This window comes from Pseudomonas proteolytica, assembly GCF_007858275.1.
Taxonomy (GTDB): Bacteria; Pseudomonadota; Gammaproteobacteria; order Pseudomonadales; family Pseudomonadaceae; genus Aquipseudomonas; species Aquipseudomonas proteolytica.
In genome coordinates, this window is record NZ_VFEV01000024.1 from 28,401 (window position 1) to 51,936 (window position 23,536).

Annotated in this window: 19 protein-coding genes; 7 read left to right on the forward strand and 12 right to left on the reverse strand. The window is 60.7% G+C overall.

Annotation, left to right across the window (positions count from 1 at the left end):
- Window positions 1-82 precede the first annotated feature (82 nt).
- Entirely contained in the window at window positions 83-1,525 is a 1,443-nt protein-coding gene (gene treP, locus FIV38_RS17905; protein WP_029298500.1) for a PTS system trehalose-specific EIIBC component, read from the reverse strand.
- 316 nt (window positions 1,526-1,841) lie between these two features.
- On the opposite strand from treP, the gene treR reads away from it, so the two are divergent.
- The 3 genes from treR (at window position 1,842) to FIV38_RS17925 (ending at window position 6,112) form a co-directional block, all read left to right on the forward strand.
- Entirely contained in the window at window positions 1,842-2,546 is a 705-nt protein-coding gene (gene treR / locus FIV38_RS17915) for a trehalose operon repressor (RefSeq protein ID WP_029298502.1), read from the forward strand.
- A 65-nt stretch (window positions 2,547-2,611) separates the two neighbouring features.
- Window positions 2,612-5,683, forward strand: coding sequence for a membrane-targeted effector domain-containing toxin (locus tag FIV38_RS17920; protein WP_092233845.1), 3,072 nt, complete (start codon window positions 2,612-2,614; stop codon window positions 5,681-5,683).
- Window positions 5,684-5,800: 117 nt separating this feature from the next.
- The gene (locus tag FIV38_RS17925) at window positions 5,801-6,112 is read left to right on the forward strand and encodes a hypothetical protein (RefSeq protein WP_092233844.1); all 312 of its coding nucleotides are present in this window, start codon (window positions 5,801-5,803) and stop codon (window positions 6,110-6,112) included.
- A 146-nt stretch (window positions 6,113-6,258) separates the two neighbouring features.
- On the opposite strand, the gene guaA is transcribed toward FIV38_RS17925, so the two are convergent.
- The 4 genes from guaA to FIV38_RS17950 all read right to left on the reverse strand — a co-directional run bounded on the left by guaA (window position 6,259) and on the right by FIV38_RS17950 (window position 11,058).
- Entirely contained in the window at window positions 6,259-7,836 is a 1,578-nt protein-coding gene (gene guaA, locus FIV38_RS17930; RefSeq protein WP_029298509.1) for a glutamine-hydrolyzing GMP synthase, read from the reverse strand.
- A gap of 81 nt (window positions 7,837-7,917) precedes the next feature.
- Window positions 7,918-9,387, reverse strand: a complete 1,470-nt coding sequence (guaB, locus tag FIV38_RS17935; RefSeq protein WP_070994746.1) for an IMP dehydrogenase — start codon at window positions 9,385-9,387, stop codon at window positions 7,918-7,920.
- Between the two features lie 217 nt (window positions 9,388-9,604).
- A complete protein-coding gene (locus tag FIV38_RS17945; RefSeq protein ID WP_070994745.1) occupies window positions 9,605-10,153 on the reverse strand; it encodes a sugar ABC transporter ATPase in 549 nt (182 codons plus the stop codon).
- A gap of 137 nt (window positions 10,154-10,290) precedes the next feature.
- A complete protein-coding gene (locus tag FIV38_RS17950) occupies window positions 10,291-11,058 on the reverse strand; it encodes a sulfite exporter TauE/SafE family protein (protein WP_070994744.1) in 768 nt (255 codons plus the stop codon).
- A gap of 99 nt (window positions 11,059-11,157) precedes the next feature.
- Here FIV38_RS17950 and FIV38_RS17955 point away from each other — a divergent pair, with 99 nt between their 5' ends.
- From FIV38_RS17955 to leuA, 4 genes are all read left to right on the forward strand, one after another.
- Window positions 11,158-12,048, forward strand: a complete 891-nt coding sequence (locus tag FIV38_RS17955; RefSeq protein WP_092233841.1) for a LysR family transcriptional regulator — start codon at window positions 11,158-11,160, stop codon at window positions 12,046-12,048.
- Window positions 12,049-12,078: 30 nt separating this feature from the next.
- Window positions 12,079-13,458: an exodeoxyribonuclease VII large subunit gene (gene xseA / locus FIV38_RS17960; RefSeq protein ID WP_070994742.1), complete on the forward strand. Its 1,380-nt coding sequence runs from the start codon at window positions 12,079-12,081 to the stop codon at window positions 13,456-13,458.
- A gap of 3 nt (window positions 13,459-13,461) precedes the next feature.
- Window positions 13,462-14,283 carry a M23 family metallopeptidase gene (locus FIV38_RS17965; protein ID WP_092233837.1) on the forward strand — a complete coding sequence of 274 codons (822 nt, stop codon included), beginning with the start codon at window positions 13,462-13,464 and terminating at the stop codon, window positions 14,281-14,283.
- A 382-nt stretch (window positions 14,284-14,665) separates the two neighbouring features.
- On the forward strand, window positions 14,666-16,345 hold the full coding sequence (gene leuA, locus FIV38_RS17970) for a 2-isopropylmalate synthase (RefSeq protein WP_029298525.1): 1,680 nt from the start codon (window positions 14,666-14,668) through the stop codon (window positions 16,343-16,345).
- Window positions 16,346-16,527: 182 nt separating this feature from the next.
- Here the strand turns inward: leuA and FIV38_RS17975 are convergent, their stop codons facing one another.
- The 7 genes from FIV38_RS17975 to hisS form a co-directional block, all read right to left on the reverse strand.
- On the reverse strand, window positions 16,528-17,319 hold the full coding sequence (locus tag FIV38_RS17975) for an amidohydrolase (protein ID WP_092237314.1): 792 nt from the start codon (window positions 17,317-17,319) through the stop codon (window positions 16,528-16,530).
- A complete protein-coding gene (locus tag FIV38_RS17980) occupies window positions 17,307-18,455 on the reverse strand; it encodes a pyridoxal phosphate-dependent aminotransferase (protein WP_092233834.1) in 1,149 nt (382 codons plus the stop codon). The genes FIV38_RS17975 and FIV38_RS17980 overlap by 13 nt, the downstream gene beginning before the upstream one ends.
- 215 nt (window positions 18,456-18,670) lie before the next feature.
- Complete coding sequence (der, locus tag FIV38_RS17985) at window positions 18,671-20,140, reverse strand: ribosome biogenesis GTPase Der (RefSeq protein ID WP_029298532.1); 1,470 nt, start codon at window positions 20,138-20,140, stop codon at window positions 18,671-18,673.
- Between the two features lie 21 nt (window positions 20,141-20,161).
- Window positions 20,162-20,335: a hypothetical protein gene (locus tag FIV38_RS29980; protein WP_158682871.1), complete on the reverse strand. Its 174-nt coding sequence runs from the start codon at window positions 20,333-20,335 to the stop codon at window positions 20,162-20,164.
- Window positions 20,336-20,398: 63 nt separating this feature from the next.
- On the reverse strand, window positions 20,399-21,550 hold the full coding sequence (gene bamB, locus FIV38_RS17990; RefSeq protein ID WP_029298534.1) for an outer membrane protein assembly factor BamB: 1,152 nt from the start codon (window positions 21,548-21,550) through the stop codon (window positions 20,399-20,401).
- A complete protein-coding gene (locus FIV38_RS17995) occupies window positions 21,543-22,184 on the reverse strand; it encodes a YfgM family protein (RefSeq protein ID WP_029298536.1) in 642 nt (213 codons plus the stop codon). The genes bamB and FIV38_RS17995 overlap by 8 nt, the downstream gene beginning before the upstream one ends.
- Before the next feature lie 41 nt (window positions 22,185-22,225).
- Window positions 22,226-23,515, reverse strand: coding sequence for a histidine--tRNA ligase (hisS, locus tag FIV38_RS18000; protein WP_029298538.1), 1,290 nt, complete (start codon window positions 23,513-23,515; stop codon window positions 22,226-22,228).
- Between the last annotated feature and the right edge of the window lie 21 nt (window positions 23,516-23,536).

The window sequence follows — 23,536 nt, forward strand, 5'->3', positions numbered from 1 at the left end:
CGGGCCTCATCGCGGGCAAGCCCGCTCCCACATTTGAAATGCATCCCCCTGTGGGAGCTGGCTTGCCTGCGAAAGCGATCGATCAGGCGACGCGATAACCCGGCCGGACAATCTTCATGCTCAACCCACAGGTCAAAACAAACGGCACCACAATCGCGATGACCATGCCGATAACGAAGCTTGGGATGTACTGCGGGATGATCGAGATAAACCCAGGCAAACCACCGACGCCGATGGCCGAGGCCTGGACCTTGTTCAGCGAGAGGAAAATGCTGCCCAGCGCCGAGCCGAGCAACGCGGCATAGAACGGGAACTTGAAGCGCAGGTTCACCCCAAACATCGCCGGTTCAGTGATGCCGAAGTAGGCAGAAATCGCCGAGGTCGAGGCCATGCTTTTGTCCCGTGCATTGCGGCTCATATAGAACACTCCGAGCGCGGCACTGCCCTGGGCCAGGTTAGACATGACGATCATCGGCCAGATAAATGTGCCGCCCTGGGTCGAGATCAGTTGCAGGTCCACGGCGAGGAACATGTGGTGCATGCCGGTGATCACGAGCGGCGCATACAGCAGGCCGAAAATCGCCCCGCCGACCATCGGCGCCAGGTCGAATAACGTGACGACGCCTTCGGTGATCAGGATGCCGAGGTGACGGGTGACCGGGCCGATAATCGCCAGGGCCAGCACGCCGGTGACGACGATGGTGGTGATCGGCACCACGAGCAATTGGATGGCATTGGGCACGCGCGCCCGCAGCCACTTCTCAATCACGCTCATGACATAGGCGGCCATCAGGATCGGCAGGATCTGGCCCTGATAACCCACTTTTTCGATCTGGAACCAGCCAAAAATATCGAAGTACGGCAGGCTCTGGCCGTCGAGCCCCGCCACTGCCTTGCCGTAGTTCCAGGCGTTGAGCAGGTCCGGGTGCACCAGCATCAGGCCGAGTACGATGCCGAGGATTTCACTGCCGCCAAAGCGCTTGGCCGCCGACCAGCCCACCAGCGCCGGCAGGAACACGAACGAGGTGTTGGCCATCAGGTTGATCAGGCTCCACAGGCCATCCAGGTTCGGATAGGCCTCCAGCAAAGTCTGGCCCTCGATGAACATGCCTTTGGCGCCCATCAGGTTGTTGATGCCCATCAGCAGGCCGGCAATGATCAGCGCCGGCAGGATCGGCATGAACACGTCGGAGAACACGCGAACCAGGCGCTGCAGGGCGTTGGTCTTGTCGGCGCCCTTCTTCTTCACATCGGCGATGGTGGCGGCGGCAAGGCCGGTCTGTTCGCGCAGGGCGGCGTAGACCTTTTCTACTTCGCCAGGGCCGATGACGACCTGGAACAGGCCGCCGGTGAAGAACGAGCCTTTGACCAGATCGACCTGGTTCAATGCGCTGGCGTTGACCAGGCTTGGGTCCTTGAGCGCCAGGCGCAGGCGCGTCACGCAGTGGGCCGCTTGCTCAAGGTTGTCGCTGCCCCCCAGATGTTCGAGGATCTCGCGGGCAATGTTGGAATAGTCGTGGCTCATGCTTGTTCTTCCACTTTGGTTTTTTGTTATTGGCAGCACGCCGAGGGCAAAAGTACTCGTACAGACGAGTTAAAGCAACAACTCGTCTGTACGAGTTACAAAAATATCCGATGACCTCTTTTGTAGGAGCGAGCTTGCTCGCGAAGAACCTGAGGGCAGCGCGGGGTGTCTGGTTTTTCGCGTTATCGTTGACGTTTTTCGCGAGCGAGCTCGCTCCTACAGGGATTGGCGATATCCGAGGGTCCAATGGACAAACTCCACCTCTGCCACTAAGGTTCCTGCCTTGAATGATCAAGTCGGGCACAGAGCCATCCCCATGAGCAAATACAACCAGATCTATACGGATCTGCTTGCCAGCATCACCACCGAACGCCTGCAACGCGGCACGCGCCTTCCCTCTGAAACCGAATTGATGGACGCCTACCAGGCCAGCCGTGGCACCGTGCGTCGGGCCATCGAGCAATTGCAGGAGCGTGGGTTCGCGCAAAAGATCCATGGCAAGGGCACGTTCGTGCTGTCGCCCAACCCGATTGAGTTCCAACTGGGGGGCATCGTCAGCTTCCACGAAACCCACGCCGACCTGGGCGATGACGTACGCACCGAAGTGGTCGAATTCACTCAACTGCCCCTGGAAGGCTCCCTGCAGCAGCATATCGAGGCCGAGCCCGGCACCCTGATCACGCGCATCAAGCGAGTGCGGCGCATCGGCGGCAAACGGGTGATCCTCGACATCAACCACTTCGTCGCCGACCTGATCCCGGGCCTGGACCAGACGATTGCCGAACAGTCGATCTACGCGTTTATCGAGCAGACGCTGCAACTGCAGATCAGCTACGCCCAGCGCACCATCGAAGCCCTGCCCCGCAGTAAGGACGACCAGGCGCACCTGGACCTCGACGGCCAGAGCCATGTGATCGTGGTGAGCAACCAGACGTTTTTGCAGGATGGGCGGCAGTTCGAGTACACCGAGTCGCGACATACGCTGGATAAGTTTTACTTTTCCGATATTGCGCGACGCTAACTATCTACCCCAGCCCCCCACAACAACCCCGGCATGCTTTTTCTCTCTAGCCCCAGGAGAACGACATGCCGATGATCGATACATCCCCCGCCGCCCAGCGCCAGCTCAAGGCCATGGCACCTACAGTGCTCGAAGCGTGCCCGAACATGCAGGCGATGGCGACCGACACAGCCCGCGAGATTCTCGCCAGGCACGACCTCGCGGGCCTGGACCCCGACCACGTGTACTGGCATCGATTCAAGGGCGGCATTGGTGACGGCCAGGCATTTACCGGCTGGATCCACAACGAGAAACCGTTGGAGTCCATGACCCTGCCGCAACTGGTGATTCACCGTTTCAGCCTTCACGATCAGGACAACGCGGACCTGCTCGACGGTGACGGCGGCTTCTACAGCGTGGGCCCCGAAGCACGGGTTTTTGATCACCGCAACGAGGTGCGCCTGTCTGCCAGAGCGGTGCTCAACGACTTCTGGGACATCAACTTCAGCGACCGCTACAGCACCCGCATGGGCAGCTTCTGGCACACACACCAAGACGACTTCCGGACCCTGTGCAAGGTCAATTTCCTCGCCAGCGCCCTGCAAGCCCGGCAGGCCGACCAGTTGACCGAGGTGCAGTTCCAGAACGTGATCAAGGCCGCCGCCCACGGCCTGGACTGGCCCCCGACCTTATCCAACCTGCAGGCCAGCGCCCCTGCCATGCCAGGCCTGAGGTTGGCGGCGCTGGACATTGGCGGGCATGTTGCCAGCGATATCCTGCGCATCATCGACCACGACGGTCGGCAAATCCTCTATGTGCCCGGCCAAGCCCAAGCCTTTCATTGCTTCAGCACACCGGCTGACCTGCATTTCTGGTTGTTGTGCCAAACCAATCATCCGGATAACCGCGCACAGTTCATGACCCACTTCCCGCTCTCGGCGCAGATCCAACAAGACGACACCGATGCGGTGACCTGGAAACAGATGCTGCTGACGCCGGTCCTGATCTATCGCACCGCCCAGGCCCTGACCGGCACACTGCCAGCCGATTGGGTGGACAAGGGGCTCAATGCGAACATCGATCAGCTGTTCGTGACCTGGGGCCAGTGGAATCACCACCTGATCAACCAGGCGGACACGACCATCGACGGCGATGCGTTCACTTGGCTCGCCCAGGCCAGCAAGGCGCGCATGCAAAATGACGCCGACTTCTGCCTGCACAGCAACGGCGACCTGCGCAAGAAACTGTGGATCGGCTACCTGAACGCCTTCAGTAAAGTCTTCGGCCCGATGGCTGTGGTCGGCGGGCCGGTGGCCCTGGTGGTACTCGGCGCCAGCACGGCCAACCTGGGACTTAATATCGACCAGGCGATCAATGGCAAAACCCTGGCCGAGCGCCGCGCAGGCCAACAAGGAGCGGTTTTCAGTGCCATCGACACCCTGTTCAACCTGAGCCTGTTGAAGGCCGACGGGGTACTGCCGGAAATCGTCGAGACCCCGGAGCGTTTTGCCCCAGCACCGGTGGAGCCACTCGCCCCACCGCCCGCTACGGTCCTGGAGGTAGTGGAACCCAAGCTGATGGTGCCGGCCCATTACGAGGCCAACCTGATTCTCGAAGGCGCGCCCCCTGACACCACGCCGGGCAAGTTCTTTCAGGTCTACACCCTGAAAACCTCAAATGGCATGCCTCAACACGCCATCCTGATGAACGACATGGCCTACTACGTGCGCTACGAAAGTGACCTGAATGGCCCGGGTTACTGGGTCATTGTCGACCCGGCCAACCCGCATGGATTCACCGCAACGGTACCGGTGCGCTTGAACGCACTGGATGAATGGGAGCCCGTATCTGGCAGCCGCGGCTTGAAGGGCGGAGGCGGCAACTCCAGCAAGGCAGCCAAGGTCAAGACCAAGGTCAAGGTCAAACCGGTGGCCGATGCCAGTGCCCCCGAGCCTGGAACATCGAGTGCGATTGGCAGGGTAACCACCGAGTTCGACGCGCGCCCATCGATCCGCCACGACTTGAAGGAATGGGCGCTGGGGATCCTTGAAATCCATATCGACAGCCGCTTCCTGAACCTCGATCGCTACAATTTCTACTTCGGCCACACCCACACCAGGCTGCTGGACTCGGCCAAAGCCTTCTACCGCGAACTCTCCTGGAGTCGCTTGCCGCCGCGCCCGAGCGTTCCCATCGTGCCCCCGCAAACCTCATTCAGCGAACTGATAGAACAACTGCCGCACGACCTGCCCGGGCTGGTTATCGGCGAAACCCTGGACCGCATCACCAGTACGCGCCTGATCATCGAGAACATCCCCCTGCTCACGCGCAAGGGCGTCAGAACCCTGTACATGCGGCGCCTGCTCAACGACTTTGCCCAGGACGACCTCAATCGCTACTTCCAGAGCGGGTCAATGTCACAAGACCTGCAAGACAGCCTGGAGGCGATGAGCACCGACCCCGCAGGACAATTCAACGAACTGCAACTGATCAAGGCAGCCAGGAGCAACGGCATTCGCGTGCAGGCCATCGACTGCGCCGCGCACTACAAATACACAGACCCGCTGGTCGACCGCTCGGCGCAAATGGCGCGCAACTACCTGGCCCACCGGATTATCAACGCCGACAAAGCCTTGAACGGTGGCGGCAAATGGCTGGTGATGACCGCGCCGACCAGCACCAACACGTTCAGGGAGGTGGCCGGCATCAGTGAGCTGGAGGGCGGGATGGGAGTGCGTATTGAGGAGGTGTACCCAGGGGAAGGCCACGATATACGGGTAGATCCAGGCGCGCCGGTGGATCACGACACGATGGAACCGGACGAAAATATGAGCGTCCCCTTCAATACCCTGCATGCCGACATGCGGGTACAGGTCGAGGCACCGCCCGTGCAGCGCACAGAGCTGCAAAATCGGCTATTGCTGTTTCGCAAAGGCATGTACCTGATCGATGAGACGCAAGGTTCGTACAGGCTGTTTCACCGTAGTCGGGATCTAGACGTCGTCATCACGCCCATCACCCGACTGGCCGACGGCGGCTTCGTAATCGAGCGCCCTACCTGGCCGCTGGTGCACCAAGTACATTTCCCCACACTAGACCAACTATCCGCCGCGATCACCAACACCGGCTTGAGCTTGCAAAGCAGGCTGCCACGCTGAGTCGTTCAACGGAGTGAAAAACCTGGCCGTGGCCAGGTTTTTTTGCTGCGCAACCGTTTGTTTGTTGTCGAACGGTGTCTCACACTTTATCCACGTCAAACCATAAGGGAAAACACCATGCTCACGAGGAGCCTGTTACTGAGTGTTTGCGCCGTGACATTGGTTGGCTGCACGGGCAGAGGCTTTCAACCGCCGCCGCCAGAATTTACCAATTGGAAAAAGGTCGGGGTGTCTGAAAAGGGCGTCAAAAACGCTATGACCGCATGCGGCTATACCAACCTGGTAGGGACGGGAGACACGACGCCGATTGACCAGGTGCTCACGCGGTTTTATTGCATGAAAGACGCAGGTTTCAAGCGCACCGATAACATTGACCTGTGCAAGGAAGGTCGCATCGGTGAATCGCCGGTGTGCGAAGGCCGCCGGTAATCCAGTACGGCATCGCAGCAGGGCAGTTGCGCCTCCTCGACCGCCATCATCGGCGAGCCTGGGGAGCCAAAAAGCCAAAAGCCCGCAATTACGCGGGCTTCTGGGTACTTTTTGCTATTGGGTGCCGGTCAGTCCCGGACGTCCAATCATTCCCACTCAATCGTCGCCGGCGGCTTGCTCGACACGTCATACGTCACGCGCGAAATACCTTCGATCTCATTGATGATACGGCCGCTGACAGTCTCCAACAGTTCGTACGGCAGGTGTGCCCAGCGGGCGGTCATGAAGTCGATGGTTTCTACCGCACGCAGGGCCACGACCCAGGCGTAGCGGCGGCCATCGCCTACAACGCCAACCGATTTCACCGGTTGGAATACCACGAAGGCCTGGCTGACTTTGTGGTACCAGTCGGCCTTGCGCAGCTCTTCGATGAAGATGTGGTCGGCACGACGCAGCAGGTCGGCGTATTCCTTCTTCACTTCACCGAGGATCCGCACGCCCAGGCCCGGGCCCGGGAATGGGTGGCGGTAGACCATGTCGTACGGCAGGCCCAGTTCCAGCCCCAGACGGCGGACTTCGTCCTTGAACAGCTCGCGCAGCGGTTCTACCAGCTTGAGGTTCATTTCCTCAGGCAGGCCACCTACGTTGTGGTGGGACTTGATCACGTGGGCCTTGCCGCTCTTGGCGCCAGCCGACTCGATCACGTCTGGGTAGATGGTGCCCTGGGCGAGGTACTTGATGTTGTCCAGTTTGTTGGACTGGGCATCGAAGACGTCGATGAAGGTGCGACCGATGATCTTGCGCTTCTTCTCCGGGTCCGACTCGCCGGCCAGGTTGTTGAGGAACTGGTCCTCGGCGTTGGCGCGGATCACCTTGACGCCCATGTTCTCGGCGAACATGGCCATCACTTGCTCACCTTCGTGCAGGCGCAGCAGGCCGTTGTCGACGAAGACGCAGGTCAGTTGGTCGCCAATCGCCTTGTGCAGCAGCGCGGCAACCACGGAGGAGTCAACGCCGCCGGACAGGCCCAGCAACACGTTGTCGGTACCGACCTGGGCGCGCACGTTGGCGATGGCATCTTCAGCGATTTTCGACGGGGTCCACAGGGCTTCACACTCGCAGATGTCGAGGATGAAGCGCGACAGGATGCGCCCGCCTTGCTTGGTGTGGGTCACTTCCGGGTGGAACTGCACGCCGTAGTAACGACGCTCGTCGCTGAACATGCCGGCAATCGGGCAGCTCGGGGTGCTGGCCAGGATGTGGAAGTCTTCCGGCATCCTGGTGACCTTGTCACCGTGGCTCATCCAGACGTCGAGGCCGAACAGGCCGTCGGCGTCGACGTGGTCTTCGATGCCGTCCAGCAGGCGGCTCTTGCCGACCACGTCCACACGGGCATAACCGAATTCACGCAGCTCGGAGCCTTCGACCTTGCCGCCCAGTTGCTCGGCCATGGTCTGCATGCCGTAGCAGATACCGAAGACCGGCACGCCCAGGTCAAACACCGCTTGCGGGCAGCGCGGGCTGTTGGCTTCGTGCACGGACTCGGGGCCACCGGCGAGGATGACGCCTTTAGGGGCGAATTCGCGGATCGCTTCGTCATCCATATCGAACGGATGCAGTTCGCAGTACACGCCGATTTCACGCACGCGGCGGGCGATCAGTTGGGTGTACTGGGAACCGAAGTCGAGGATCAGGATACGGTGGGCGTGAATGTCGAGGGCCATGAAGTCAGTCTCGTCTAATGAATCAGAAACAACTCGGGGCTGAAAGAACAGCCCCGGTTACTTAACGTTTTGCTGGAAGCCTCAACCTACGCGGTAGTTTGGCGCTTCCTTGGTGATCTGCACGTCGTGGACATGGGATTCAGCCATGCCGGCGCCGGTGATCCGTACGAACTCTGGCTTGGTGCGCATTTCTTCGATGTCGGCGCTGCCGGTGTAGCCCATCGAGGAACGCAGGCCGCCCATCAGTTGATGGATGATGGCGCTCAGGGTGCCCTTGTACGGCACACGGCCTTCGATGCCTTCCGGGACGAGCTTCTCGGCGCCTGCCGAGGAGTCCTGGAAGTAGCGGTCGGAAGAACCTTGCGCCTGGGACATGGCGCCCAGCGAACCCATGCCGCGGTAAGCCTTGTAGGAACGGCCCTGGAACAGTTCGATCTCGCCTGGCGCTTCTTCAGTACCTGCGAACATCGAGCCCATCATCACGCAGGAAGCACCGGCTACGATGGCCTTGGACAGGTCACCGGAGAAACGGATGCCGCCGTCGGCGATCAATGGTACGCCAGTGCCTTCAAGGGCAGCGGCAACATTGGCGATGGCGCTGATTTGCGGCACGCCCACACCGGCGACGATACGCGTGGTGCAGATCGAGCCTGGGCCGATACCGACCTTGACTGCGTCAGCACCGGCTTCGGCCAGGGCCTTGGCGGCAGCGCCGGTGGCGATGTTGCCGCCGATCACCTGCACGTCAGGGAAGTTCTGCTTGACCCAGCGTACGCGGTCGATCACGCCTTTGGAGTGACCGTGGGCAGTGTCGACCACCACCACGTCAACACCGGCAGCGACCAGGGCCGAAACGCGGTCGCCGGTGTCTTTACCGGTACCAACGGCGGCGCCAACGCGCAGACGACCTTGGTCATCCTTGCTGGCCAGCGGGTAAGCCTTGGCTTTTTCGATGTCGTTGACGGTCATCATGCCCTTGAGGGCGAATTTGTCGTCGACGATCAGCACGCGCTCGATGCGGTGCTTGTGCAGCAGTTCACGCACATCGTTCTTGTCGGCGCCTTCCTTGACAGTGACCAGGCGCTCTTTAGGCGTCATCACTTCACGGACGGTAACTTCAAGACGGTTTTCGAAGCGCACGTCACGGGAAGTGACGATGCCGACCAGGTCGCCATCGTGCAGCACAGGAACACCGGAGATGTTGTGCAGGCGGGTCAGGTCGAACAGGTCGCGTACGGTGGCGTCGGCTTCGATGGTGATCGGATCTTTCACCACACCGGCTTCATAACGCTTGACCTTGCGCACTTCGGCAGCTTGCTGGTCGATGGTCATGTTCTTGTGGATGATGCCGATGCCGCCTTCCTGAGCCATGGCGATTGCCAAACGGGCTTCGGTGACGGTGTCCATGGCAGCGGAAACCAGGGGAATATTCAGCTCGATGCCACGGGTTAGGCGGGTCTTGAGACTGACTTCGTTAGGAAGCACCTCGGAGTAACCGGGCACTAGGAGAATGTCGTCGAATGTCAGAGCTTCTTGGCTGATACGCAGCATCGCGGGGGCTCCCGAGCGGGAAAATGGAAGCGCGCCATTATATACATGCGCCCTGCCGGGCTCAATGTAAAACTCTGACAAACTTGGTAATACTGATAGATGGGTAAACCCAGGCGCTTTTTTGTAGGAGCGAGCTTGCTCGCGAAGAGCGTGAAGGCACCGCGCAAAACCAGAAAGCCAGCGTTATCGTTGACGATTTTCGCGAGCAAGCTCGCGCCTACAATTCGACTTTGACCCAGCTGATTTTCTGGTCGAGCCAGTCGGCAAATTCGTCGATAAAGCTCTGCTTGAAGCCCGCTTCGGCCCAGTTGTTGAAGATGAAGCCCAGGTTGGAAAAGCCGCACTCCTGCAAGAATAGAAACCCGTTGATGTCATCTTCATGCCCACACAGCGGGCAGGTGAAGTTGTCGGTATGGCCGGGCATCCAGTCTTCCAGGCTCTCGAACAGCGCCTCGCCGACTTCTTTAAGGCATTGCGGGCAGCCGGCTTCTTCGAGAAACCCCTTGGCCGGGGTATAGATGCAACGCTTGTAGATGATTTCCAGGCCATTGACCGGCTCGTTGAATGGCAACGCCTCGGGGTGCAACACCACGGCGCGGGCGCCGTCGGCCAGGGCATAGCCCATGCGGTTGCCGGTGCGGCCACAGGTGGTCAGTTCTTCCTTGATGATGTTCTTGCGCACCAGCCAGCGCACGATGGCCCGGGCGCGGGGTTCGTGGACGGGCAAGGTGGAGATTTTCGGGACAAGGATGCTTTGGGAATTCATGGGAGTCCTGCGGTGTGGCTGCTGGCCTCATCGCGGGCAAGCCCGGCTCCCACAGTTGATCGCATACCAATGTGGGAGCCGGGCTTGCCCGCGATAAGGCCCTAGAGCCCGGCAGCTTAATCCCTGCCACCCACAGGTCAAGTACTCAAATACCGCCCAATCAACGCTATGCCACTGGCCAGCACCAGCCACGTCACCAACCGCACAAACGCCTCGCGGGACATGCGCAGGGTCAACCTGCGCCCCGCCCACAGCCCCAGGGCCATCGCCGGCAGCAGGCACACCGCCAGCAGCAGCAAGGGCAATTGGGCATACACCCCGGCGATCAAAAACAAACTCAGGCGTACCACCGTGCTCGCGCTGATCAACGCACTTTGGGTGGCTCGCGCGCCGTCCTTGGGCAGGCGGCTGTTCAGATAAATCGCATACAAAAAGCCGCCACTGCCAAACAAGGCCCCAAACAATCCGCCCACTACGCCCATGGGCACCGACCAGCCGGCAGCCAAAGCTGTGGGCTTGGCCTTTACCGCCAGGCTGTAAATGGCATAGGCGCTGATAAACAGGCCCATCAACAGCAGGAGCAGGTCCGAATGCAGGTTAAGCAAGAAGATCACACCCAGGGTGCAGCCAATGGCCATGCACGGTAGTAACCGCAATAGCTCCGGCTTGACCACATCCCGCCGCGATTGCAGCAGGTTGCCAAAGGCCGCGACGAAATCCAGCAGCACCAGCAACGGAATGATCTTCGACAGCGGCATGAACATAATCAGGATCGGCCCGGCCACCAGTGCCGTGCCGAAGCCGGCGATGCCAAACACGATATAGGCCAGGGTGATCCCCAGGCCAATCACCAGCCAGTCCACCGGACCAAACGACCACTGCGCCATCAATTCAACCAGGCTCATGAAATATTCCTTGTTAGCGATGGCCCTCACTTTAGCCAAGCTGATGTGTTGCGACTAATATCTTCAAAGCCATCCATCTATCTCAAAAAGGCATGACTGGTGATTTCTACCCGACAACTGCGTTACTTCGTCGAAATAGCCGAGAGCGGCAGCTTCAGCGCCGCCGCCGAACGCCTGTTTGTCGCGCAATCGGCCCTCAGCCGGCAGATCAAGGAGTTGGAAACCCTCCTGCAAACCCCGCTGTTCGAGCGCACCGCCCGCCTCCCGCGCCTGACGGCCGCCGGCGAGGCGTTTTATCCACGAGCGCGCAACCTGCTGGGCGAGTTGCACAAGGCCAGTGAATTGGCGACCCAGGTCGGCCACGGCCAACTCGGCACGCTGCGCCTGAGCCACTCCAGCACGGTGCCGATGAGCGGGCGCGTCCTGCGCGGGATCAGCGCCTGGCTGGAGCAGTGTCCCGGGGTGTCGATGGATATCGTCAAACTGTCCTCAGAAGCGCAGTTGGAGGACATTGCCGACGGTCGGCTGGAGGTCGGCCTGCTGCGCCTGCCGGTGCTGCGCCAGCGCGAAGGGGTACGTATCGTGCCTCTGTATAAAGAGCCACTGCTGCTGGCTGTACCTCCTACCCACCCTTTGGCCCGGCATTCCGCGGCCATTGAACTGGCGCAATTGAAAGACCAAGCCTTTATTTCGATCCCCCACCCACAACGCGGCGGCCTGAGTTACCTGTCGGCCGAGTTGTGCATGCGTGCCGGATTTTTCCCCAAGGCCGCGCGGGTGATGTCGCGCAAGACCACCCAACTGCAGTTGATCCAGGCTGGATTTGGCATTGCGCTGCTGCCCGAGTCGATGCGTGATATCGCCCCGGCCAACATTCACTTCCTGCCCCTGGCCGACCCTGATTGCCACAGCACAGTGGCCCTGGCCTGTGCGCAGGCGCCGAGCGCGTTGGTTGCGCAGTTCTGTCAAACACTGGCCGAATGCCTATAAACTGCCGCCCATGACTAAAGATCTCTTGCCATGATGAAAGACCCGTTTGCCCGCCTGGGCCTGGACCGCGAGGTCCTGACTGTCAGCCAACTCAACGGCCGCGCTCGGGTGTTGCTCGAGGACGTGTTCACCAATATCTGGGTCGAAGGCGAGATCTCCAACCTCGCCCGCCCGGCCTCTGGGCATGTGTATTTCACCCTCAAGGACAGCGGCGCGCAGGTACGGTGTGCGCTGTTTCGCAACAACGCCGCGCGCGTGCGCCAGGCATTGAAGGATGGCCTGGCGGTCAAGGTGCGGGGCAAAGTCTCGCTGTTCGAGGGGCGTGGCGACTACCAGTTGATCCTCGACACTGTAGAGCCAGCCGGCGATGGTGCGCTGCGCCTGGCCTTCGATGCCTTGAAGGAAAAACTCAGCGCCGAAGGGCTGTTCAGTGCCGAGCGCAAGGTGCCGCTGCCGGCCCATCCGCGCCGCATCGGCATTATCAGTTCACCCACCGGCGCGGTGATTCGCGACATCATCAGTGTATTCGCCCGCCGTGCACCAAACGTGCAGCTGACCCTGATCCCCACCGCCGTGCAGGGCCGCGAGGCCGTGGCGCAGATTGTCCGCGCCCTCAAGCTGGCGGATGCCCGGGGCTTTGATGCGCTGATCCTGGCCCGTGGCGGCGGCTCGCTGGAAGACCTCTGGTGTTTCAACGAAGAAGCCGTGGCCCGTGCCATCGATGCGTGTGTCACGCCTATCGTCAGTGCGGTCGGCCATGAAACCGATGTATCCATCAGTGACTTCGTGGCCGATGTGCGCGCCCCCACGCCCTCGGCTGCCGCTGAGTTGCTGGCGCCGGATGCCAGCAACCTGGTACGCCAGGTCGAAAGCCTGCACCGGCGCCTGGTGATGTTGATGCGCAATCGCCTGACCCACGACCGCCTGCGCCTGGAAGGCATGGCCCGGCGCCTGCGTCACCCCGGTGAGCGTCTGCGCCAGCAGGCCCAGCGCCTGGATGACCTGGATATGCGCCTGCGCAGGGCGTTCGAGCGCAGCCTCAATACCCGTCGCGAACGCCTGATCCGCCTCGAAACCCGCCTGGCCGGCCAGCACCCGGGGCGCCAACTGGCCCTGCTGCGCCAGCGCCTGGACAGCCTCGCCGAGCGCCTGCCCCGGGCCATGCGCGAAGGTCTCAAGGCGCGCCGCCTGCAACTGCAAAGCCAGGTGCAGACGTTGCAGGTGGTCAGCCCGCTGGCGACCCTGGGCCGTGGCTACAGCATCCTGCTGGACGAGCGCGGCCAGGCCATTCGCAATGCCGCGCAAACCCACACCGGCCAGCGCCTGACCGCGCGTCTCGGTGAGGGCCAACTGCAAGTGCGGGTGGAAGATAACCACCTGACACCCGTCACCCTTTCATTACTGGATTGATTGATGCCTCGTCTATTTAGCCTGTTGCTGCTGCTGTGCCTCGCTTTTAACGCCCACGCCGACAGCTACATCACCCGCACTCTGAACAAGCCGGTGCCCGGTGGCGTGGCCGTGGTCGACCTGGGCCCTGGGGCCGCCGCGCCGAAAGCCACTTATCAGGGCAAACCGGTGCTGGTGGTCAAGGAACAGGACAACTGGCTGGCGATTGTCGGCATCCCGCTGACGGTCAAGCCCGGTAACGAGCGCATTAGCAGTGGCGGGCGCAACCTGCCGTTTATCGTCGGTTTCAAGAAGTATCCAGAACAGCGCATCACCCTGAAGAACAAAAGCCAGGTCAACCCCGAGCCTGCACAACTCAAGCGCATCGAGGGCGAGCTGGCCGTGCAGCTCAAGGCTTACCGCAGCTTCAGCCCGAACCTGCCAAGCAACCTGGTGCTGGACAAGCCAGTGAACGGCCCGCTGTCCAGCAAGTTCGGCGTGCGCCGCTTCTTCAACGGTGAAGAACGCAACCCGCACTCGGGCCTGGACTTCGCGGTGCCCGCTGGCACGCCGATCAAGACGCCGGCCAATGGCAAGGTGATTCTGGTGGGGAACTACTTCTTTAACGGCAACACGGTGTTCGTCGACCATGGCCAGGGCTTTATCAGCATGTTCTGCCATATGTCGAAGATTGATGTGAAGGTGGGCCAGCAACTGGTGCGCGGGGCGGTGGTTGGTAAGGTCGGTTCGACGGGCCGAGCGACCGGGCCGCATATGCATTGGAATATCAGCTTGAATGATGCGCGGGTGGACCCGGCGATCTTTATAGGGGCGTTCCAGCCTTGATCTGATCGCGGGGCAGACTGGCGTCATCGCAGGCTTGCATGCGATGGCGCCAAATCAGTCTGCACTGATTGCGCATCTGCAAACCCTCACGCAAATAAAACAAAGCATCCAGACTTTACTCACCATAAAATCTCGTTTACCAGAGCAATAGCAGAACTTCTCTCAATTTTTTCCGACTGCTTGCCATCTTTCACCTCGCCGGTTAGGGTTGAGCTTATGAAAACCTCTCACACCCTCATTCAGCTCCGCCAGCACCGCAGCCTGTGCCTCGTCAGCGCACGACTGCCAGGCTGAATCGATCTGCCTCGTCCCCGGTTTGCATCCCTAATAAACGCTTTCTGGCAGGCCGCCTCTTCTCGGCCCTACAACAAGGATTCTTCTGATGAGCATGCTCAAAGACCCGTCTTCGAAATACCGCGCGTTCCCGACCATTGATATCCCGGACCGTACCTGGCCGTCGAAGACCATCACCACCGCGCCGATCTGGTGCAGTTCCGACTTGCGCGACGGCAACCAGTCGTTGATCGAACCGATGGACGCCGTGAAGAAACTGCGTTTCTGGAAAACCCTGGTCTCGGTGGGCGTGAAAGAGATCGAAGCCTCGTTCCCGGCCGCTTCGCAGACTGACTTCGACTTCGTACGCACCCTGATCGAAGACAACCATATCCCCGAGGACACCACCATCCAGGTGCTGACCCAGGGCCGTGAAGACTTGATCGCGCGTACTTTCGAATCCCTGCGCGGCGCCAAGAAAGCCATCGTGCACTTGTACAACGCCACCTCGCCATCCTTCCGCCGTATCGTGTTCAATCAGGACAAGGACGGGATCAAGGCCATCGCGGTCGACGCCGCCAAGCTCTTCGTCAAGTACGCCGCCCAGCAGCCGGAAACCCAGTGGACTTTCGAGTACTCGCCAGAGACCTTCAGCGCCACTGAGCTGGAGTTCGCCAAGGAAGTATGTGACGCAGTGATCGAGGTGTGGAACCCGACGCCCGAGCACAAGATGATCCTCAACCTGCCGGCTACGGTGGAATGCGCCACGCCGAACATCTATGCCGACCAGATCGAGTGGTTCGGTCGCCATATCAACCGTCGTGACAGCGTGATCATCAGCCTGCACACCCACAACGACCGTGGCACTGGCGTCGCCGCCACCGAGCTGGGCCTGATGGCGGGTGCCGACCGTGTCGAAGGTTGCCTGTTCGGCAACGGCGAGCGTACTGGTAACGTCGACCTCGTCACCGTCGCCTTGAACCTCTACACCCAGGGCGTAAACCCTGAGTTGGACTTCTCCGATATCGACGGCGTGCGCAAAGTGGTCGAGGAGTGCAACCAGATCCCGGTGCACCCACGTCACCCGTATGTGGGCGATCTGGTCCACACCGCGTTCTCCGGCTCGCACCAGGATGCAATCCGCAAAGGCTTCGCCCAGCAGAAACCGGATGCCTTGTGGGAAGTGCCGTACTTGCCAATCGACCCGGCCGATATTGGCCGCAGCTACGAGGCGGTGATCCGCGTCAACAGCCAGTCGGGCAAGGGCGGTATCGCTTACCTGCTGGAACAGGAATACGGCATCAGCTTGCCACGCCGCATGCAGATCGAGTTCAGCCAGGTAGTCCAGGCCGAAACCGACCGCGTGGGCCTGGAGATGACCGCCTCGCAGATCCACGCATTGCTGCAGCGTGAATACCTGCAAGCCAACACCCCGTACGCGCTGGTCAGCCACCGCTTGCAGGAAGAAAACGGCAACAGCTCGGTAGAAGTTGAAGTCTCCGGCAAGGGCCAGGGTGAAACCAACCTGCGCTGGCACGGCAAAGGCAACGGCGCGCTGGAAGCGCTGGTGGCCGGCCTGCCGATTGGTGTCGAGATCATGGACTACAACGAGCACGCGATCGGCGCAGGTACTAACGCCAAGGCTGCGGCTTACATCGAACTGCGCGTGAACGGCGAGCGTCCGGTGCATGGCGTGGGGATTGATGAAAACATCACGACGGCCAGCTTCAAGGCGGTGTTCAGCGCGCTGAACCGCTCGTTGAGCCAGCTGGAAGCGAAAGCGGCGTAACTGACCGCTGAAAAGCCAAAGGCCCCTGGATGCGAATCCAGGGGCCTTTTTACTTTGGGGCTGGGGCGAGGCTGATGGCCCTATCGCGGCATAGGTATCTACACAACTTTCAGAAACTGACGAACTCTCCTGTGGCGAGCGGGCTTGCCCGCGATAGCTATCCCCCATACACCAAAGATTTATCAGACAAACTGAAAGCTATCGGCATCCAGGTTCGCCGGAAACCTCTGGCGATACTCCGCCAACTGCGCCGCCTCCAGGCAGACCTGGAACACCCCGTCCGCCTCCCCTGCGCTCAACAGGCTTTCGCCCTGGAAGTCGAGGACTTGGCTGTCCCCCGTGTAAGCAAACCCCTTGCCGTCCGTTCCTACCCGGTTTACCGCCGCCACATAGCACAAGTTCTCGATGGCCCGCGCCGGCAACAGGCGGTTCCAGTGCTGGCGCCGTGCCCCCGGCCAATTGGCGGTGTACAACAACAGGTCCGTATCCTGGGCATCACGACTCCACACCGGGAAGCGCAGGTCGTAGCAGATCAGCGGGCGAATCCGCCAGCCCTTGAGCTCGAACTGCACCTGGCGCTCGCCCGGGGTGTAGTGATTGTGCTCACCCGCCATGCGAAACAGGTGCCGCTTGTCGTAGTGCAACACCTCGCCATCGGGTCGCGCCCATAACAGGCGGTTGCGGTGACTGCCATCGGCGGCCTGGATAATCACGCTGCCGGTAATGACCGAGTTGTACTGCTGCGCCTGGACCTTGAGCCACTCATGGGTCGGGCCGTTTTCGGCTTCGGCCAGGGCTTCGGACTCCATGGAAAAACCGGTGGTGAACATTTCCGGCAGCACGATCAAGTCGGCGCCCCTGGCTTGCTCCAGCAGCAACTCGAAATGCTCCAGGTTGGCCTGGCGGTCATGCCAGGCCAGGGTGGTCTGAACCAGGGCGATGTTCAGATCGGGTAACGCACTCAGATCACGCATAGTTTCTCGGCTGCTTGGCGCAGCGTCTCCTCGCGTTTGGCAAAGCACAGGCGCACCAGGCGCTGGCCTTGGGGTGGGGTCTGGTAGAACACCGAGACCGGAATCGTCGCCACGCCATGTTCGCGGGTCATCCACAGCGACATGGCCACGTCATCCAGGTCCGGGCGAATCTGTGAGTAATCCACCAGTTGAAAGTAAGTACCGGCCACCCGCGTGAAACTGAAACGCGAGGGGGCCAGCAGATCGCAGAACAGGTCACGCTTGGCCTGGTAAAAAGCCGGTAGCTCCTCGACGTGTTCAGGGTGCTCGGCCATAAAGTCGGCCAGGGCGAACTGCAACGGCGTCACGCCGCAGAAGCTGACGTATTGATGCACCTTGCGCAGTTCGGCGCTCAAGGCCGCAGGCGCAACCACGTAACCGGTTTTCCAGCCGGTGACGTGGTAGGTTTTGCCAAAAGAGCTGACCACGAACGCACGCTGATACAGCTCCTCGTGGGCCAGGACGCTGACGTGGGGCACGCCATCGAATACCAGGTGTTCGTAGACCTCATCGCTGACCAGATAGATATCGCGGTCACGGATCAGCTCGGCCAACTGGTCCAGCTCGGCACGGCTGATCAGGGCACCGCTGGGGTTGTGCGGGGTGTTGAGGATGATCATGCGCGTGCGCGGTGATAGCGCGGCCTTGATCTGCTCGAAATCCAGGCTGAAGTCCGCCAGCCCCAATGGCACATGCACACAACGACCGCCGGCCAACTCCACAGAGGGCTCGTAGCTGTCGTAGCACGGGTCGAAGACGATGACTTCATCACCGCTGCGGATCACCGCCTGGATCGCACAGAAGATCGCCTGGGTGGCGCCGGGGGTGATGGTCACCTCGCTGTCGGGATCAACCTGCACGCCGTAGCTGCGGGCGACCTTGGCCGCCACTTGCTGGCGCAGGGCCGGTAGACCGGTCATTGGCGCGTATTGGTTATGACCGTTGGCAACATGTTTGCCCACCGCGTCGAGCAAGGCCTGGGGGCCGTTGAAATCGGGGAAGCCCTGGGACAGGTTCAGCGCGCCGGTTTGCGCAGCGAGTTGCGACATGGTGGTGAAGATGGTGGTGCCGACGTTTGGCAGCTTGCTGGTGATCATTCGGTGGGCCCCTGACGGTGAGTTACAAGTTGTAAGCTGCAAGCGCCGAGGGGTCAATCGTGGGGCACAAAAAAGGGCTCGTTCAGAGCCCTTTTTGGGTAACGCCTAACTGGTATAGGTACTGGCTTGCCTGGGTAGCGGTGGGTCAGTCAGCAAGTTGGTGTCTGATCTATCGCTATCGCGGGCAAGCCCGCACACACAAGCCAGCCCCACAGTCAGCGGCGGTCTTTACGCTTTTTGTCAGCCTTCTTGTTGTGGCTCATCAAGCGACGTTTCTTGTTCACTTGGCGGTCAGTCAGGCTGTTCTTGTTGCCTTCGTACGGGTTCTCGCCACCTTTGAACTCGATGCGGATCGGCGTACCGACCAGCTTCAAGACACGACGGTAGGTGTTTTCCAGGTAGCGCACGTAGGACTTAGGCACCTTCTCGATCTGGTTACCGTGGATCACGATAATCGGCGGGTTGGCACCACCCAAGTGGGCGTAACGCAGCTTGATCCGGCGGTTGTTGACCATCGGCGGCGCGTGCTCGCCAACTGCATCCTCAAGTATCTGGGTCAGGCGGTTGGTCGGCCAGCGGGTGACCGCAGACTTGAACGAGTTCTGTACCGAGGCGTAGAGGTTGCCCACGCCGGTGCCGTGCAGCGCCGAGATAAAGTGGATGTCGGCGAAGTCGACGAAGAACAACCGGCGTTGCAGCTCGACCTTGACGAAGTCACGCTCGCTCGGGGTCATGCCGTCCCATTTGTTGATCGCGATCACCAATGCCCGACCGGCCTCCAGGGCAAAGCCCAGCAGGTTGAGGTCGTGGTCGACCACGCCTTCGCGGGCGTCCATGACGAAGATCACCACGTTGGCGTCTTTGATCGCCTGCAGGGTTTTCACCACCGAGAACTTTTCGACTTCCTCGTGGATCTTGCCGCGCTTGCGCACACCGGCGGTGTCGATCAGCGTGTACTTCTCGTCGTTGCGTTCGAACGGGATGTAGATGCTGTCACGGGTGGTGCCGGGCTGGTCATAGACGATTACCCGGTCTTCACCGAGCATGCGGTTGACCAGGGTCGACTTGCCGACGTTCGGACGGCCAATGATGGCGATCTTGATGCCGTCTTTTTCGCTTGGGCCAGGAATGCGCTTGGCTTCCTCACCTTCGGCAACGAGCTCTTCTTCGCCTTCAACTTCGTCGGCGTCATCCTTGGGGAAGTCGCGCAGGGCGATTTCCAGCATCTGGGTGATGCCGCGACCATGGGCACCGGCGACCGGGATCGCGTCACCCAGGCCCATCGGGCTGAATTCGGCGCGGGCCGCCTCAGGATCGATGTTGTCGATCTTGTTGGCGATCAGATAGGAACGCTTGTTGCGCTTGCGCAGGTGCTCGCCGATCATCTGGTCGGCAGCGGTGTAGCCCGCACGGGCATCCACCAGGAACAACACGACATCGGCTTCTTCAATGGCCAGCAGCGACTGCTCGGCCATCTTTTCGTCCATGCCATGCTCGTCACCGGAGATACCTCCGGTGTCGACAATAATGTAGGAGCGCCCTTGCCACTTTGCCTCACCGTATTGGCGATCACGGGTCAGACCGGACAAGTCGCCGACGATGGCGTCGCGAGTCCTGGTCAGGCGGTTGAACAAGGTGGACTTGCCGACGTTAGGTCGGCCCACCAGGGCGATTACGGGAACCATGCGGCTCTCCACTGCGTTATTTCAGAAAATACAAAAGCCGCTGCAAGGCAGCGGCTGGTGCTCGGGGCGGCATTTGAAATGCCACATGCCCTGCTCTGCCCCCGCTACTGTAGGAGCGAGCTTGCTCGCGAAAAACCCGAGGACGACGCGTTTATCCAGAAAACCCGCGTTATCGTTGACGTCCTTCGCGAGCAAGCTCGCTCCTACAGCAACAGGTATTGAAGTAGGGCCGCCTGGGGGTTACCCCAAGCATAGTTCTTACTTGATGGTCAGGGCTTCCAGCTTGCCGCTGTTACCAAACACATAAAGCATGTTGCCTACCACCAGCGGACGCGCACGCAGGCCGTCGCTGTCGATACGTTCACGGCCGACAAAGCGCCCGTCCACCTGGCTCAGCAGGTGCAGGTAACCTTCCAGGTCGCCTACCGCTACATAGCTGGAGAACACTTCCGGCGCCGACAGTTGACGGCGAGCCAGCGAGTCGTTGCTCCACAGGGCTGTGGTGGAACGCTCGTCGACGCTTTCAACGGTACCGGATGCCAGGCTCACGTAGACGCTGCCAAACCCTTGGGCGACACCGGCGTAGCTGGAGGCATCACGCTGCCAGAGAACACGGCCGCTTTGCAGGTCCAGCGCCGCCACGCGGCCCTGGTAAGTGGCGACGTACAGGGTTTCACCCGACAGCAGCAAGCCACCGTCGATGTCCACGACACGGTCCAACTCGGAGCGACCTTGCGGAATGGCGACCCGCGATTCCCAGGCCGGCACGCCGTTCTGGGTATCCAGGGCGACCACTTTACCGGTCGAAAGACCTGCCAGCGCCAGGTTATTGGTCACAACCGGACCACTGGTACCGCGCAATGTCAGCACCGCCGGGGTGCTGTCGTACAGCCAGCGCTGCTCACCGGTGTTGGCGTCAAGGCCGATGACACGGTCATCCTGGGTTTGCACCACGACGATATCGCCATTGGTGGCAGGCGGTGCGAGCACTTCACTGGTCACGCGAGCGCGCCATTTCTCTTCACCGGTGCTCGAATCCAGGGCAACGACTTCGCCTTTCAGCGTGCCGATCATCACCATGCCGTAACCCACGCCAACGGCGCCGGAAACCGGCAGTTCGAGATCTTTCTTCCACTTGACGTCGCCGTTCATGCGGTCCATGGAGATCACGACACCATTCACGTCAGCGGCCACAATGTTGTCACCGTCGATTGCCGGTACCAACATGTTGTAGGTATCACCCTGGCCGTCACCGATGGAGCGGCTCCACTGCTTTTGCAGGACCACTTCTTCCTTGAAGCTGGTCAGCTCGGCCGGAGGCAGTTCTTTTTTGCTGTTGCTGCTGCAACCCGCGGCCAAAACGGCCAGAGCCAGCAATGCTGCATGTTTCCAACGGATCACGTCACGCATCCCCTTTGGCCAAGTCGTCCAGCTTGATTTGTAAGCCACCGACCGCTGCTTCATCAGACAGCGCAGCCTTGGCTTTTTGGTACGCAGCATTGGCTTCGTCGGTACGACCCAATTGGACCAGCAGGTCCCCCTTGAGCTCTTCGCGAGTGGCTACAAATGCCTTGTCAGCATCGCCGTCGAGCAGTTTCAGTGCTTCGTCGGCCTTGTTCTGTGCAGCCAGGACCTGGGCCAGGCGCTGACGTGCGATTTCACCCAGGGTCGGGTTGCTCGGCTTGTCGGCGATGGCTTTGAGTTCGGAGGCTGCGTCATCCAGCTTGCCGGTATCAACCGCGACTTTCGCGACGAACAGGCTGCCGTATTGGGCGTAGGTGCTACCGCCAAATTCGTTTTTCAGCTTGCCGGCCAGGTCCGCCACTTGGGCAGGATCAGGCTTGCCAGTAGGGGTCAGCGTGGTTTCCAGCAGTTGCTGATAGAGCATCGAGGCGCCTTGCGACTGATTGCTCTGATACTTCTGGAACGCCTGCCAACCGAACACCACCACCAGCGCCAACAGGCCGCCAGTTACCAGGGGTTTGCCGTTACGCTGCCACCAGTCTTTGAACTCGGCCAGCTGATCATCTTCAGTACTCGACACCCCAATACTCCTTAATCGCTAAATTCGGCTGTTTGACAGCTTCAACCCTGCACGATGCAGGTGGCCAAGTGCGCGGCAAGCGCATCAAAGGCAATGCTTTGTTGTTCGCCCTGGCCACGCAGGGGTTTGACACTTACTACTTGCTGGGCCAGTTCATCGTCGCCCAGGATCAGCGCGTACAACGCGCCACTCTTGTCGGCTTTCTTGAATTGGCTCTTGAAGCTGCCAGCGCCGGCGTTGACCTGCAGGCGCAGGCTCGGCAGTTGGTCGCGCAACTGTTCGCTCAAGGCCAGGCCAGCCAGTTCGGCCGCCTCGCCAAAGGCGCACAGGTAAACGTCCACCTGACGGGAAATTTCTTCGGGGATCTGCTCCAGGGTTTCCAGCAGCAGGATCAGCCGCTCGATGCCCATGGCAAAGCCCACGCCCGTAGTCGGCTTGCCGCCCATCTGCTCGACCAGGCCGTCGTAGCGACCACCGGCACACACGGTGCCCTGGGCGCCGAGCTTATCGGTGACCCACTCGAACACGGTCTTGCTGTAGTAATCAAGGCCACGCACCAACTTGGGGTTGATCACGTAGGGAATACCGGCCGCATCCAGGCGAGCCTTGAGGCCCTCGAAATGCGTGCGGGATTCATCGTCCAGGTAGTCGGCCATTTTCGGCGCGTCGACCAGCACGGCCTGGGTGTCGGCGTTCTTGGTATCGAGGACGCGCAACGGGTTGGTCTTCAGGCGACGCTGGCTGTCTTCATCGAGCTTGTCCAGGTGGGCCGACAGGTACTCGACCAGGGCTTCGCGGTAGCGGCCACGGGATTCGCTGGTGCCCAGGCTGTTGAGTTCGAGCTTGACCGCGTCGCGAATGCCCAACTGGCCCCACAGACGCCAGGTCAGCACGATCAGCTCGGCATCGATATCCGGGCCATCGAGGTTGAAGACTTCGCAACCGATCTGGTGAAACTGGCGATAACGGCCTTTTTGCGGGCGTTCGTGACGGAACATCGGGCCGATGTACCACAGCTTCTGAGTCTGCCCACCACCGGTGATGCCATGTTCAAGCACGGCGCGCACGCACGCAGCGGTACCTTCCGGACGCAGGGTCAGGGAGTCGCCGTTGCGGTCCTCGAAGGTGTACATCTCTTTTTCGACGATGTCGGTCACTTCACCGATGGAGCGCTTGAACAGCTCGGTGAACTCGACGATTGGCATGCGGATCTGCTTGTAACCGTAGTTATCCAGCAGGCGCGCGACCGTGCTCTCGAAATAGCGCCACAGGGGCGTCTGTTCGGGCAGGATGTCGTTCATGCCACGGATGGCTTGCAGAGACTTGCTCACATCAAATCCTTAAATTCGTTC